General features: G+C 74.9%; 11 protein-coding genes. 5 read left to right on the forward strand and 6 right to left on the reverse strand.

Annotated elements, in window-relative coordinates; translation table 11 throughout:
• Positions 1–103: 103 nt before the first annotated feature.
• A complete protein-coding gene (locus FHX75_RS28220) occupies positions 104–2323 on the forward strand; it encodes an MMPL family transporter (protein ID WP_154943409.1) in 2220 nt (739 codons plus the stop codon).
• A 45-nt stretch (positions 2324–2368) separates the two neighbouring features.
• Here FHX75_RS28220 and FHX75_RS28225 read toward each other — a convergent pair whose 3' ends face one another.
• Complete coding sequence (locus FHX75_RS28225; protein WP_154943410.1) at positions 2369–3250, reverse strand: endo alpha-1,4 polygalactosaminidase; 882 nt, start codon at positions 3248–3250, stop codon at positions 2369–2371.
• 132 nt (positions 3251–3382) lie between these two features.
• Complete coding sequence (locus FHX75_RS28230; protein WP_211364622.1) at positions 3383–4567, reverse strand: CAP domain-containing protein; 1185 nt, start codon at positions 4565–4567, stop codon at positions 3383–3385.
• A 358-nt stretch (positions 4568–4925) separates the two neighbouring features.
• Here FHX75_RS28230 and FHX75_RS28235 point away from each other — a divergent pair, with 358 nt between their 5' ends.
• The 3 genes from FHX75_RS28235 (at position 4926) to FHX75_RS28245 (ending at position 9625) form a co-directional block, all read left to right on the forward strand.
• Complete coding sequence (locus FHX75_RS28235) at positions 4926–5120, forward strand: hypothetical protein (RefSeq protein WP_007456482.1); 195 nt, start codon at positions 4926–4928, stop codon at positions 5118–5120.
• 273 nt (positions 5121–5393) lie between these two features.
• Complete coding sequence (gene smc / locus FHX75_RS28240) at positions 5394–9005, forward strand: chromosome segregation protein SMC (RefSeq protein ID WP_154943411.1); 3612 nt, start codon at positions 5394–5396, stop codon at positions 9003–9005.
• The gene (locus FHX75_RS28245; RefSeq protein ID WP_154943412.1) at positions 9005–9625 is read left to right on the forward strand and encodes an HAD family hydrolase; all 621 of its coding nucleotides are present in this window, start codon (positions 9005–9007) and stop codon (positions 9623–9625) included. The genes smc and FHX75_RS28245 overlap by 1 nt, the downstream gene beginning before the upstream one ends.
• An 85-nt stretch (positions 9626–9710) precedes the next feature.
• On the opposite strand, the gene FHX75_RS28250 is transcribed toward FHX75_RS28245, so the two are convergent.
• On the reverse strand, positions 9711–10661 hold the full coding sequence (locus FHX75_RS28250; protein ID WP_154943413.1) for an SMP-30/gluconolactonase/LRE family protein: 951 nt from the start codon (positions 10659–10661) through the stop codon (positions 9711–9713).
• A 68-nt stretch (positions 10662–10729) separates the two neighbouring features.
• On the opposite strand from FHX75_RS28250, the gene FHX75_RS28255 reads away from it, so the two are divergent.
• Positions 10730–11713, forward strand: a complete 984-nt coding sequence (locus FHX75_RS28255; RefSeq protein WP_246158756.1) for an ArsR/SmtB family transcription factor — start codon at positions 10730–10732, stop codon at positions 11711–11713.
• Between the two features lie 23 nt (positions 11714–11736).
• Here the strand turns inward: FHX75_RS28255 and FHX75_RS28260 are convergent, their stop codons facing one another.
• The 3 genes from FHX75_RS28260 to FHX75_RS28270 form a co-directional block, all read right to left on the reverse strand.
• Entirely contained in the window at positions 11737–12267 is a 531-nt protein-coding gene (locus tag FHX75_RS28260) for a DinB family protein (RefSeq protein ID WP_154943414.1), read from the reverse strand.
• Positions 12268–12306: 39 nt separating this feature from the next.
• A complete protein-coding gene (locus tag FHX75_RS28265) occupies positions 12307–12927 on the reverse strand; it encodes a tetratricopeptide repeat protein (protein ID WP_246158759.1) in 621 nt (206 codons plus the stop codon).
• A gap of 124 nt (positions 12928–13051) precedes the next feature.
• Positions 13052–13543, reverse strand: coding sequence for a universal stress protein (locus tag FHX75_RS28270; RefSeq protein WP_211364623.1), 492 nt, complete (start codon positions 13541–13543; stop codon positions 13052–13054).
• Between the last annotated feature and the right edge of the window lie 3 nt (positions 13544–13546).

The following is a 13546-nucleotide window of genomic DNA, read 5'->3' on the forward strand; positions in this document are numbered from 1 at the left end:
CGTCCGGGACGAGCCGGGGCCGATCCCCGATGTCCGCGCCCGCCGTTGTCCCTAGCGTCGACACGGTCGGCAGGGGGCCGACGCGTGGAGGGGGGCCCGGGAGATGGGCAGGAGACCGGTGACGGTGCGGGTGGCGCGGTGGAGCGCCGAGCACCCGTGGCGCGCGATCGCGCTCTGGGTGGTGTTCGTGGCGGTGTGCTTCGTCGGGGGCAACGCCGCCGGCATGAAGGAGGCGACGAGCGCCGACCAGGCGGTGGGGGAGTCCGGCCGCGCCGAGGCGATCGTCACCGAGGGGGACTTCGCCGACCCGGCGGTCGAGAACATCCTGATCACCTCCCGGGCCGGGGCGCTGGACCAGGCCGCGGCGCAGCGCGCGGCGGCCGACGCCGCCGACCGGCTCCGGCAGGTCGCCGGGGTCGCGTCGGTGGGCACCCCGGTGCCGTCCCACGACGGCGACGCCCTGCTGCTGCCGATCACCATGTCCGGCGAACGCGAGGACGCGTCCGACCGGGTGCAGCCGCTGCGCGACGCCACCGCCGAGGTCCAGGCGACCCACCCGCAGCTGCGCGTCGAGGAGGTCGGCGGGCCGTCGATCAGCCAGGCGCTGGACGAGACCCTGGGCAAGGACTTCAAGCGGGCCGAGCTGCTCAGCCTGCCGGTCACCCTGGCCATCCTGATCGTCGCGTTCGGCGCGCTGATCGCCGCCGGCGTGCCGGTGCTGCTGGCGCTCTCCTCGGTGGCCGCCGCCATGGGGCTGTCCACCCTGGCCTCGCACCTGGTGCCGGCCACCGACACCACGGCCAGCGTGATCCTGCTGATCGGCATGGCCGTCGGCGTCGACTACTCGCTGTTCTACGTCCGCCGGGAACGGGAGGAACGGGCCAAGGGACGCTCCGGGCTCGACGCGGTGGAGATCGCGGCGGAGACGTCCGGGCACGCGGTGGTGGTCTCCGGCTTCGCCGTGATCATCTCGATGGCCGGGCTGCTGCTCGCCAACGACGCGGTCTTCTCCTCCCTCGCGGTCGGTTCGATCCTGGTGGTGGCGGTCGCCGTGACCGGCTCGCTGACCGTGCTGCCGGCGCTGCTGGCCAAGCTCGGCCGTTGGGTCGACCGGCCCCGGGTGCCGCTGCTCTGGCGGCTCACCGCCCCGCGTACCGGGCCGGACGGCCGGCCGGCGACGCCGCGCTTCTGGCCCGCCGTGCTGCGCCCCGCGCTGCGGGCGCCGCTGGCCACCCTGGTCGTCTCGGTCGGGCTGCTGCTCGCCCTGGCCGCGCCCGCGCTGGGCATGAAGCTGAACTTCCCCGGCATGGAGGACCTGCCGCGCACCACGCCGGCGATGCAGGCGTACGACCGGCTCACCGCCGCCTTCCCGAGCACCGGCACCAGCCACCAGGTGGCCGTACGGGCGCCCGCCGAGCAGGCCGACCGGGTGCGCGCCGCGCTGACCGAGCTGGCCGGACGAGCCGGCGCCGACCCGCTGTTCGCCCCGGTCGAGGCGGACGGCCCGAAGATCGAGGTGTCGGCCGACCGGCGGGTGTCGGTGCTGGAGCTGGCCACCCCGTACGCCGGCCGGTCCGACCAGGCGGCGCGCTCGCTGGACGAGCTCCGCGACGACCTGCTGCCGGCGGCGCTCAAGGGCATCCCCGGCGTCGAGTACGCGGTCGGCGGCGAGGTCGCCGGCAACCAGGACTACGCCCGGCACATCGGGGAGAAGCTGCCGATCGTGATGGCCTTCGTGCTGGCGCTGACCTTCGCGGTGATGGTGCTGACGTTCCGCTCGGTGGTGGTCGCGCTCACCTCGATCGTGCTCAACCTGCTCTCCGCCGGCGCCGCGTACGGCCTGCTGGTGCTGGTCTTCCAGGGCACCTGGGCGGAGGGGCTGCTCGGGTTCACCTCGATGGGGGCGATCGTCTCCTGGCTGCCGCTCTTCCTCTTCGTGGTGCTCTTCGGGCTCTCCATGGACTACCACGTCTTCGTGGTCAGCCGGATCCGCGAGGGGGTCCGGGCCGGCATGTCGAACCGCGACGCGGTGGCGTACGGGATCACCTCGTCGGCGGGCGTGGTGACCAGCGCGGCCATCGTCATGGTCGGGGTGTTCGGGATCTTCGCCTCGCTCAGCACGATCGACATGAAGCAGCTCGGCGTCGGGCTGGCCGCCGCGATCCTGCTGGACGCCACGATCATCCGGGCGGTGGTGCTGCCGTCACTGATGACGCTGCTCGGCGACGCCAACTGGTGGGCCCCGCGCTTCCTGCGGCAGAAGCAGGCGGCCCCGCCGGCCGACCCGCCCGCTCCGACCCCGGAGCTGGTCGGCGCCCGCTGAATCCCCGCCGAGGGGCCCCTGCCGCAGCAGGGGCCCCTCGCGGCGTCAGGGGAGCTGGCAGGGGTCGCGCCAGGCGTCCAGCGACCGGTTCTTGCGGATGGAGGCGAAGCCGTACCCGAGGGTGGTCACGCAGAACGTCGCGGTGTGCCCGGTGTACTCGACGTGGAAGACCGGCTTGTCCGCGTCGGCGAACGGCAGCAGCTTGGCGCAGACCCTCAGCCGGACGCACTCCTCGACGACCGCGAAGTCGAAGTCGGGCGCGAGCGCGGCCACCTGGCCCACGTCGTTCATCAGGCCGGGCGAGAGGTCGAGGGAGCGGGCCAGCACCGCCAGCCGCCGGTTGAACGTCAGTTGTTCGTCGTAGCCGAGCGGGAAGCCGGAGCGGTGGGCGTACCCGTCGGCGTCGGCCAGCGCCACCGCGCCGAAGCCCTTGCCCCGGCAGAGCCGGAACCGGTCGGCCAGCACCGGCTCCAGCACGTCCCACCGGCGTACGTCGAGCCAGCGACGCTGCGCCCGGCCGGTGGGGTTGCCCCGCACCGCCGTCGGGAAGCGGGTGGCGTCCGGGTCGGTGCCGGCGTACGAGCCGACGTGCACCTGGCAGACCAGCCGGCGGTCCCGTCCGCGCAGCGCGGAGGTCTCGGCGGCGGTGGTCCGTACCGGGTCGAGCAGGAAGACGTCCGCCGCGACGTCCGTGTCGACCGGCCCCTCGAGCTGCCACTGCCACTGCCACCGGTGCGCGTACGCGGTCGGCCACGGCGTCGGCGCGCCCGGCGGGACCAGCGGGGTGTGGCAGGCGGGGGTCAGCAGGGTGAGCGCGACGGCGGCCGGCAGGGCCCGGCGGACGCCGCGCCGGGCCGGCGGTCGCCGGTGCGCGGCGCTCGGCAGCGGCCTGCTCCGCCGCGCGGACGCTGGCAGCCGGATCCGCATCGGCAGCTCCCGGGTCGTCGGGCGGCGCGACACCGCCCCGCGCCGTCCCGCACGGCGCACCTCACCCGGTCAAACGAGACGCCCCCGCCGACGACGCGGTCGCGTCGTGGACGGGGGCGCCCGCGGTACGCCTCAGCGCGGGGTGGCGAAGACCTGGGTCCAGTACGGCCCGTTGCTGCTGGCCACGCCGACGCCGATCTCGGTGAACGTGCAGTTGAGGATGTTCTCCCGGTGACCTTGGCTGTTCATCCAGGCCCGCATGACCTCGGCCGGGGTCTGCTGGTTCCAGGCCACGTTCTCGCCGTAGGTGCGCCAGGTGTAGCCGACCCGGTTCAGTCGGTCGCCGGCCTTGCTGCCGTCGCTGCCGGTGTGCGACATGGTCCGGTGGTCGGCCTGGTCCTGGCTGTGCCGCTGGGCGGCCAGCATCAGCTTGTCGTCGATGCTCACCTTCCCGCAGCCGGCCTTGGCCCGTTCGGCGTTGACCAGGTCGACGACCTGCTGCGCCTGGCTGCTGACGCCGGGGCTGACGGAGTTGGGGGTCGACGCGCTGCTGGTCCGGGTGCTCTGCCGGGACGCGGCCGTGGTCCGCTTCGGCGCGGGCGTCGGCTTGACCGTCCGGCTCGGCGACGGGGTCGGGCGGGCGGTGGTCGGCGAGGCGGTGGGGGAGGCGGTGGCGGTGCCGGCCAGCGCGTCGGCGGGGGTCCCGGCGTCCGGCGCCAGCGGGGCGGCGGCGACGGTGTCGTCGACGGAGGTCGGGTCGGCCGCTCCGCCGGCGCCATCGGCCAGCGCCAGGGCGCCCACGCCGAGGCTCACCACCAGCGTGGCGGCCGCGGCGGCGCCACCGATGACCAGCGGGCGCGGGAACCGGCTCCGCTGCCGGTGCCGGCCCTGCCCCTCGGCCGACGGCTCGGCGTCCACGGCCCGCAGGCCGCCGGTGGCGTGCCGCCAGTCGGCGGGCGGGGCGAACTCGGGAGCGGGCGCGAAGGGGGCGCCGGGCGCGTCCGGGTACGCCGCCGGGTCGAGGTGACCGCTCGGCGGGCCGGCCGGGGTCCGGTCGGTCCACGCGTACGGCCGGTCGTCCGGTTCGGTACGCCACTGCGCGGTCGGCGCGTCCGGTTCGGTACGCCACTGCGCGGTCGGGGCGTCCGCCAGGTCGTCGACCGGCTGCTCCGGCTCGTCGCCGAAGAGGTACGCCGAGCGCGGCTCGGGACGGTCGGTCAGCCAGGCCGGCGGCTCGTCGGTGGGCGGTTGCGGGCGCCGGGGGGCGCCGTCCGGGTCGATCGGGTCGGTCCAGCCGTACACGCCTGTCGCCTCCACGGGGTCGGTTGTGGGCCGCGCTGACGCTACGGGTGTGCCCTGAACTGCGGCAACGTGGCTAAGGAAGAGTTAAGGCGATGTCGACTCACGTAGTGACCGTACGCACATTTCCCGGCGTACAGTTAAGGAGTCCGGACAGAGCGTGTCCGAGCCTTGCGGCCCCCCGGCAAGTGGACAGGGTAGACGTGGAGATGATCTACGGCCTGCGTGAACTTGACGAAGAGGGGGGTGTCGGCTCAATATATAGGTGTCGCCAGTCGCGCCCAGTCATGCCCGGATTATGCCGGCGTGGCAGTCGCGGACAGTTATTGGGCGCGCGTTGGCCGGCCTTTCCGGCAGCGCATATCAAGGAGTCAGCATGGCGAAAGCCCTCTACGGCCACGTAGGTGCAGCGCCCGACCGGCGTCTGCTCGACGAGGTCACCCGTCTGCGGGCCAGGGTTCAGGCACTCGAGTTCGAGATCACGCGGCTGCGTGCCGACAACGATCGGCTCGCCGCGGCCGCCGCGGAGGCCGACGACCTCCTCCGGCTGGCCGAGCCGGCCCTGACCTGATCCACGGGATCCGGAAAAACTGAATCGCACCACCGCGAAAACGCGCGCCGACACTTATGTGCCGGCGCGCAGCTCTGTCTCCCGTGGTTTTCCGCCCGCAATTTCCGATCTTGTAGGCGTCGACTCCGCCATTCGCCGTCCGGTCCGCGCGCCGTGGCCGTCCCGCGGGGCGGGTCGCGTGCCGACGGGTCGCCGCCGAGGGGTTAGTCTGCGGGTTCACCAGGCTCGCGCAGCCGGCGACGGTACGGCGGCCACCGGACGAGGATCGAGAAGGTGCATCTCAAGAGCCTGACGGTGAAGGGTTTCAAGTCCTTCGCCTCCGCGACGACGCTCAAGCTGGAGCCCGGGATCACCTGCGTGGTCGGCCCGAACGGCTCCGGCAAGTCCAACGTCGTCGACGCCATCGCCTGGGTGCTGGGCGAGCAGGGCGCCAAGGCGCTGCGCGGCGGCAAGATGGAGGACGTCATCTTCGCCGGCACCGCCGGGCGGGCGCCGCTGGGCCGGGCCGAGGTCACCCTCACCATCGACAACACCGACGGCGCCCTGCCGATCGAGTACACCGAGGTCTCCATTACCCGCCGGATGTTCCGCTCCGGCGAGAGCGAGTACGAGATCAACGGCGACTCCTGCCGCCTGCTCGACATCCAGGAACTGCTGTCGGACTCCGGCATCGGCCGGGAGATGCACATCATCGTCGGCCAGGGCCGGCTCGACGGCATGCTGCACGCCAAGCCGGAGGACCGGCGGGCGTTCATCGAGGAGGCGGCCGGCGTCCTCAAGCACCGCAAGCGCAAGGAGAAGGCGCTGCGGAAGCTCGACGCGATGCAAGTGAATCTCAACCGCTTGACCGACCTCACCGCCGAGCTGCGCCGCCAGCTCAAGCCGCTGGGCCGGCAGGCCGAGGTGGCCCGGCGGGCCGCCGCCATCCAGGCCAACCTGCGCGACGCCCGGCTGCGGCTGCTCGCCGACGACCTCGCCACCCTGCGCACCACCCTCGACCGGGAGATCGCCGACGAGACCGCGCTGCGCGAGCGGCGCGAGCAGGTCGAGGCCGAACACACCGAGGTGCAGGCCCGCCTGGGCGAGCTGGAGGCGGCCCTGGCCGAGGACGCGCCGCTGCTCGCCGCCGCCCAGGACACCTGGTACAAGCTTTCCGCCCTGCAGGAACGGTTCCGCTCCATCGAGCAGCTCGCCCGGGAACGGCTGCGCCACCTCAGCGCCACCACCGACGACGAGCGGCCCGGCCGCGACCCGGAGCAGCTCGAGGCCGAGTCGCAGCGGGTCCGCGAGCAGGAGGAGGAGCTGCGCGCGGCGCTCACCGACGACCAGATCCGGCTGGCCGAGGCGGTGGAGCACCGGCAGGAGCTGGAACGGCAACTGGCCGCCGCCGAGCGGGAACTGGTCGCCGCCGCCAAGGCGATCGCCGACCGCCGCGAGGGCCTGGCCCGGCTCACCGGGCAGGTCAACTCGGCCCGGGCCCGCACCACCAGCGCCGGCGAGGAGATCGAGCGGCTCGCCGCCGCCCACGCCGACGCGCTGGCCCGCGCCGAGAAGGCCCAGGCCGACCTGGACGCGGTGGCCGAACAGTCCACCGAGGCGGACCGGGACAACGCCGAACTCGACGAGCGGCACGCCGAGGCGGTCGCCGTGCACGAGAAGGCCCAGGCCGCCGTGCGCTCCCTCGCCGACGCCGAGCGGGCCGCCGAGAAGGACGCCGCCACCTGGAAGGCTCGCGAGGAGGCGCTCGCCCTCGGCCTGCGCCGCAAGGACGGCGCGGGCGCGCTGCTGGCCCGCGCCGGCGACGTGCCCGGCCTGCTGGGCAGCCTGGCCGGCCTGCTCACCGTCGCTCCCGGCCACGAGGCGGCCCTCGCCGCCGCCCTCGGCGGGCTCGCCGACGCCGTCGCGGTCAGCGGGGTGGACGAGGCCGTCGAGGCGATGCGGCTGCTGAAGATCTCCGACGCCGGGCGCGCCGGACTGCTGGTCGGCAGCCCCGCCGGCCCCGGCATGGACGGCCCGGCCGACGCCCTGCGCCCGAAGCTGCCGGACACCGCTCGCTGGGCGCCCGACCTGGTGGAGTGCGCCGCCGAGATCCGCCCGGCCGTGCACCGGGCGCTGCGCGACGTGGTGCTCGTCGCCGACCTCGCCGCTGCGGCCGAGCTGGTCGCCGAAAACCCGGAGCTGCGCGCGGTCACCCCGGACGGCGACGTGGTCGGGGCGTACGCGGCGGCCGGCGGGTCGGCCAAGGCGCCCAGCTACATCGAGGTGCAGGCCGCCGTCGAGGAGGCCCGCACCAACCGGCTCACCGCCGAGCGGACCAGCGCCGAGCTGCGCGACCAGCTCGTCGACGCGCGGGCCGAGGTGGCCGCCGCCAAGGAGGCGGTGCAGCACGCCGCCGCCGCCAAGCGGGAGGCGGAGAGCCACCGCAACGCCGCCGCCCGCCGCCTCGCCGAGCTGGGCGCCGCCGCCCGCTCCGCGAAGGCGGAGACCGACCGGCTCGGCGAGTCCCGCTCCCGCGCCGAGGCGGCCCGCGAACGCGACCTGCTCGCCCTGGCCGAGCTGGAGGAGCGGCTGCGGCTGGCCGAGGACACTCCGATCGACGCCGAACCCTCCACCGAGGAGCGGGACCAGCTCGCCGCGATGGTGCCCCGGGCCCGGCAGAACGAGATGGAGGTCCGGCTGGCGGTGCGTACCGCCGAGGAGCGGGTCTCCTCGATCGCCGGCCGGGCCGACTCGCTGGCCCGGCAGGCCACCGCCGAGCGGGCGGCGCGCGAACGCGCCGCGGCCCGGCGGGCGGCGCGGACCCGCGGCGCGGCCATCGCCCGGGCCGTGGTGGGCGGCGCCCGCGAGGCCCTCACCCGGCTCACCGCCTCGATCGCCGCGGCCGAGGAGCACCGCGACGCGGTGGCGCGCGAACGCGCCGGCCGCGAGGCCGAACTCCAGGAGGTACGCGGCGCGGCCAAGCGCCTCGGCGCGGAGCTGGAACGGCTGACCAGCCAGGTGCACCGCGACGAGGTGGCCCGCGCCGAGCAGCGGCTGCGCATCGAGCAGTTGGAGGCGAAGGCCGCCGAGGACTTCGGCCTGGACGTGGAGACCCTGGTCGCCGAATACGGCCCCGCCCAGCTCGTCCCGCCCACCCAGGTGGACGTCGCGGCGGCCGAACGCGACGGCCTGCCGGTGCCCGAGCCGGTCCGCTACGAGCGGCCGGTGCAGGAGAAGCGGGCCGCCAAGGCGGAACGGGAGCTGGCCCTGCTCGGCAAGGTCAACCCGCTGGCGCTGGAGGAGTTCGCCGCGCTGGAGGAGCGCTTCAAGTTCCTCTCCGAGCAGCTGGAGGACCTAAAGGCCACCCGACGGGACCTGCTCACCGTGGTCAAGGACGTCGACGAGCGGATCCTGGAGGTCTTCGCCAGCGCCTTCGAAGACACCGCCCGCGAGTTCGAGCAGGTCTTCACCGTGCTCTTCCCCGGCGGCGAGGGCCGGCTGATCCTCACCGACCCGGAGGACCTGCTCACCACCGGCGTCGAGGTGGAGGCCCGTCCGCCGGGCAAGAAGATCAAGCGGCTGTCGCTGCTTTCCGGCGGCGAGCGGTCGCTGACCGCGGTGGCCATGCTGGTGGCGATCTTCCGCGCCCGGCCCAGCCCGTTCTACATCATGGACGAGGTGGAAGCGGCGCTGGACGACGTGAACCTCGGCAGACTGATCACGCTGCTGGCACAGTTGCGGGAGAAGAGCCAGCTGATCGTCATCACGCACCAGAAGCGGACGATGGAGATCGCCGACGCGCTCTACGGCGTGACCATGCGCAGCGGGGTCACCCAGGTGATCAGCCAACGGCTCAACCGGGCCGACGAGGACGAGCGGCCTGGCCGCGGCGAGGAGAACGGGTAGTGGCTCGGGAACGCGCGACGGCGCTCCTGCTGGACTTCGACGGCGTACTGCGCCGGTGGGACCCGGCGGTGGCCGCCGGTGTCGAGCGGGAGTACGGCCTCTCCGAGGGGGTCCTCGGCGAGATTGCCATGCAGTGGGGGCGGCTCCAGCCGGTGCTGACCGGCCGGGTCAGCCACGCCGAGTGGGTGGGCAGCGTGGCGGACGCGCTGGCCGATTCGGTGGGCAGCCCGGAGCGGGCCCGCGCCGCCGTCGAGCAGTGGCAGCGCTACCGGGGCGAGGTCGACCCGGAGGTGCTGGCGTTCGTCCGAGAGGTCCGCGCGGCGGGCGTCCGGGTCGGGCTGGGCACCAACGCCACCGACCTGCTCGACGCCGACCTCGCCGCGCTCGGCCTGGTCGGCGAGCTGGACGTGGTGGTCAACTCCTCGGTGATCGGCGTGCACAAGCCGGCCAAGGAGTACTTCCAGGCGGCCTGCGATGCGCTGCAGACCCCGCCGGCCCGGGTGCTCTTCGTCGACGACGAGGACTGGGCGGTCCGCGGCGCCCGCGCCGCCGGGCTGTCGGCGCACCGGTGGGGCGGCCCGGCCGACCTGCGCTACCTGCGGGCGGCGCTGGCGTACTGAGGCGGTGGATCGTCCGGCCGAGGTGGCGGCATCGCCCGCACGGTGATGGCGCCACCTCGACGGGCCGGGGGACGGGTGGGGCCGGTCAGCAGAGCCCCGGCACCCGGGTCACCGTGAACGGCGGCGTCGGCGCGGCCGCGTTGAGCTGACTGTTGACCCAGAGCAGCCGGTCGCCGTCCCGGGCGATGGTGGTCGGCGACTGCGCGAGGCCGGCCGTTCCCGACTGCCGCACCACCCGCGCCGTCCGGCGGTCGGTGTCCAGCAGCGCCACGTTCACCGCGAAGCTCCAGCCGCCCGCGCCGTCGGGGAAGTTCACCACCCCGTAGAGGCGGTCGCCGTCGAGCAGCAGCCCGTCGGCGCCCAGCTGGCCGCCGGCTACCTCGACCACCGTGGCCGTCCGGCCGACCAGGTCGACCCGCCAGAGCCGCTCGCTGCCCGGTTCGCCGGTGCCCTGGTCGGCGACGAGCGCGACCCGGCCGCCGGCGGTGACGACGATCCCGTTGAGAAAGCCCGGGGTGGCCGGGAAGGCCGACGCCGGGACCCACGGGGTGAGTTCCCCGACCCGTCCGTCGGCCAGTTCCGCGCGCCAGAGCCCGCCGCCCGTCGAGTCGGTGAGGTAGACGGCGTCGTCGGTCAGCGCGAGGTCGTTGAGGACCGCGCCGGCGGCCACTCGGCGGGTGACCAGCCTGCCGTCCGGGGCGTGCACGAACAGGGTGCCGGTGTCCCAGCCGGCGACGAAGATCCGGCCGCGCCGGTCCAGGTGCACCCCGGCGGCCCGGGTACGCCCGTCCGCGCCGGCCGGCAGGAAGGGGCGCAGCTCCCGGTCGCGGACGTTGCCGCGGTAGACCGCCCCGTCGGAGACGCTGGTGACGTACATGGTGCCGTCGCCGGCCACGGCGATCCCCTCGGGCCGCACGCCCGGGTCGCGGGAGACGACGTACGTGTCGGGGCGCGCTTCGGCGGCGAGCGCCGGCGCGGGGGCGGCGGTGGTCAGGACGGCGAGGCCGGCGGCGATCGCGGCGGGCAGGTTCTTCATGGACCGAGGGTCCGGGCCGGCCCGCACCGCGCTCCACCCCTTTCAGCCGGAGCCGAAAGGTGGCTAGCGTGCTGGACGTGATGACCCTGCACCTGAACGCGACGGACCTCAGCCGCACCGTGCTGCGCTCCGCGCCGTCGGTGCTGTTGGAGCTGGGGGCCGCCGGCCAGCGGCTCTTCGAGGCCGCCGTCCCGGAGCACCTCACCGCCTGGCGGGCGCGCACCCGCGCGGCGGTGCGCCCGCAGATGCGCCCCTACCTGGACCTGTGCCGGCTGCCGTGGTGGTTTCCGGACTTCCTCACCCCGCCGAGCCTCGGCAGCGACCTGACGGCCGCCCTGGACGAGGTCTCGGCCACCCCGACGGCGACGCTCGAAGCGGAGCTGCGGCCTCGGATCGAGGCCGGCGACCTGCCGGCGCGCGTCGGCGCCCTCGCCGCGGGGGAGCCGGTCGCCCGGCAGCGACTCCGGGCGGCGATGGTGGCGTTCCACGAGGTCGCGGTGGCGCCGTACTGGGAGACGATCACGGCGGCGGTGCACGCCGACCGGGCCGTGCGGGGCAACACCATGGTCGACGCCGGCATCGAGCGGGTGCTGCGCAACCTCAGCCCCTACCTGTACTGGAAGCCGTGCGGGGAGCGGTACGAGCTGTCGTACGAGTGCGGCTTCGCGAACGAGATCGGGCTGGCGCCCGCCGGCCGGGGCGTCACCCTGGTGCCGTCCTACCTCGTGCCGCGCCCGTGCGTGCTCGATGACCCGACCGGTCCACTCGTCCTGGCCTATCCGATCCGGCCCTCTCGGCGGGAGCTGGCCAGCGGGCAACCCCTGGCGGACCTGCTGGGCCGCACCCGGGCCGCGGTGCTGGGCGCGATCGCCGTCGGGCCGAGCACCTCGCAGGTCGCCCGGACGGTGGGCATCTCCGTCGCCTCCGCCAGCCAGCACACGTCGACTCTGCGCCAGGCCGGGCTGATCACCACGCAGCGGGCCGGCTCGGCCGTGCTGCACACGCTGACCCCGCTCGGGGAACACCTCCTGCGGGCCGGGCGCGGCAGCTGACCGACGCCCGGCGGCGGGAGGGGTCAGTCGCCGGTCACCCCGTCGAGGCGCTCGCGGATCAGGTCGGCGTGGCCGTTGTGCCGGGCGTACTCCTCGATCATGTGGAGGTACACCCAGCGGACGTTGAACTCGTCGGCGCTGCCGTCGCGGCGCGGCCGCGGGAAGGTCTGCTCCAGCGACAGGCCGGCGGCGGCCTTGCGGGCGGCCTCGACCTCGGCGGCGAAGGTGGCGAAGTCGGCCTCGGCGTCGGCGTCGGCGACGGCGTTGAAGTCGGCGTCCGGGTCCTCGTCCGTGCCGTAGATGCCGGCGATGTCCTGCCCGGCGGCCCGGATCCGGAACCACCAGCGCTCCACGTCCGCCATGTGCCGCACCAGCCCGAGCAGAGTCAGCCCGGACGGCTCCACGCTCGGCGTCCTGAGCTGCTCGGCGGTCAGCCCCGCGCACTTGAGCAGCAGCGTCTGCCGGTGGTAGTCGAGCCAGCCTTCCAGCATGGTGCGCTCGTCGCCGACGTACGGTTCGTTGGTCCGGTTGATCTCCGGTGCTCTCCAGGTCATCCGGACATCCTCGTTCCCGGGTGTGACACCGGCGAGTGGTTATCGCCCGGCGGCGGTCCGCCCGACCTGGCCCCGCCAGTGCGCCAGGCTCCTGACCACCATGCCGGTCAGCGGGTGGTCCGGGCCCACCACCCGCAGGCAGTCGGTGACCAGTTCCGCCAGGGCGGCGGCCGCGCCGGCCGGGTCGCCGGCCTCGCCCCGCCACCAGGCGAGGTTGCGGCGGGTGTCCAGTGTGTCGGGGTGGTCGACGCCGAGCAGCCGGACGTAGTCGTCGAGCAGCGCCCGCGTCTCCGCGATGGCGGCGGCGTGCTCGCCGGCCGCGCCGAGCTGCCAGGCCAGTCCGTTGCGGGCGTTGAGCGTGGTGGTGTGCTCGGGCCCCAGTACCCGCTGGCAGTCGGCGAGCAGCGCGCGCAGGGCGGTGACCGCGCCGGTCCGGTCGCCCGCATTGCCCCGCAGCCAGGCGAGGCTGCCCCGGGTGTTCAGCGTGTCCGGGTGCTCCGGGCCGTGCAGCCGGAGACGGTCGGTGAGGAGCTGGGCGGTGGCCTCGGCGGCCCCGGCGGCGTCGCCCGCCTCACCCCGCCAGTAGGCGACGTTGTGCCGGGTGGTGAGGGTGAGCGGGTCGTCCGGGCCGACCACCCGCATCATCACGGGCGGGTGCACCCCGGCCCCTCGGCGCTCCGGAGCGCAATTGCCGCCCCACGGACGGTGAGCGGATCCGAACAGGTGACCCGCCGGCGGGTCGTCCGGCCACAGTGGTGGCTCGGGGTGCCTTTCGCCGGGCGGGTCAGGGCACCACGACGACCGGCCAGCGGCCGGTGCGGACCAACCGGGTGGCGACGGAGCCGACGAGGCGGTGCCCCGCCTGCTCCGACGCCCCGACCACGACCAGGTCCGCCCGGGTCTCGTCGGCCGCCGCGCACAGCTCGGTGTACGCGTCCCCGCGCCGGCAGAGCAGGGTGACCGGTACGCCGAACTCGTCCGCGCCCCGCCGGCACTCCCGGCGCAGCTCGGCGACCAGCTCGTCGTGGGTGCGCTGCAGCGCGCCGGCGTCCACGCCGGGGATCAGCGTGGTGAAGCCGGGCGGTGAGCTGACGAAGACGACGACCAGGGCGGAGCCCTGCCGGCGGGCCAGGCCGGCGGCGTACCAGGCGGCCCGCTCGGCGGTGCGGGTCCCGTCCACCCCGACGAGCACCACCCGGGGCCCGTCCGTGCCGCGCTCGTACGGCAGCGGACGGGTCCGCGGGTCGTACTCCTCGCGGTCCACCGATGCGCTCACGGC

Source organism: Micromonospora palomenae (assembly GCF_007829925.1).
GTDB classification, from domain to species: domain Bacteria; phylum Actinomycetota; class Actinomycetes; order Mycobacteriales; family Micromonosporaceae; genus Micromonospora; species Micromonospora purpureochromogenes.

Bases quoted from the DNA above. Each gene is read 5' to 3' on its own strand.
- FHX75_RS28235 (WP_007456482.1), top strand. From the start codon at position 4,926: ATGGCGAAAGCCCTCTACGGCCACGTAGGTGCAGCGCCCGACCGGCGT.
- FHX75_RS28260 (WP_154943414.1), bottom strand. From the start codon at position 12,267: ATGACCTGGAGAGCACCGGAGATCAACCGGACCAACGAACCGTACGTC.
- FHX75_RS28250 (WP_154943413.1), bottom strand. From the start codon at position 10,661: ATGAAGAACCTGCCCGCCGCGATCGCCGCCGGCCTCGCCGTCCTGACC.
- FHX75_RS28220 (WP_154943409.1), top strand. From the start codon at position 104: ATGGGCAGGAGACCGGTGACGGTGCGGGTGGCGCGGTGGAGCGCCGAG.
- FHX75_RS28225 (WP_154943410.1), bottom strand. From the start codon at position 3,250: ATGCGGATCCGGCTGCCAGCGTCCGCGCGGCGGAGCAGGCCGCTGCCG.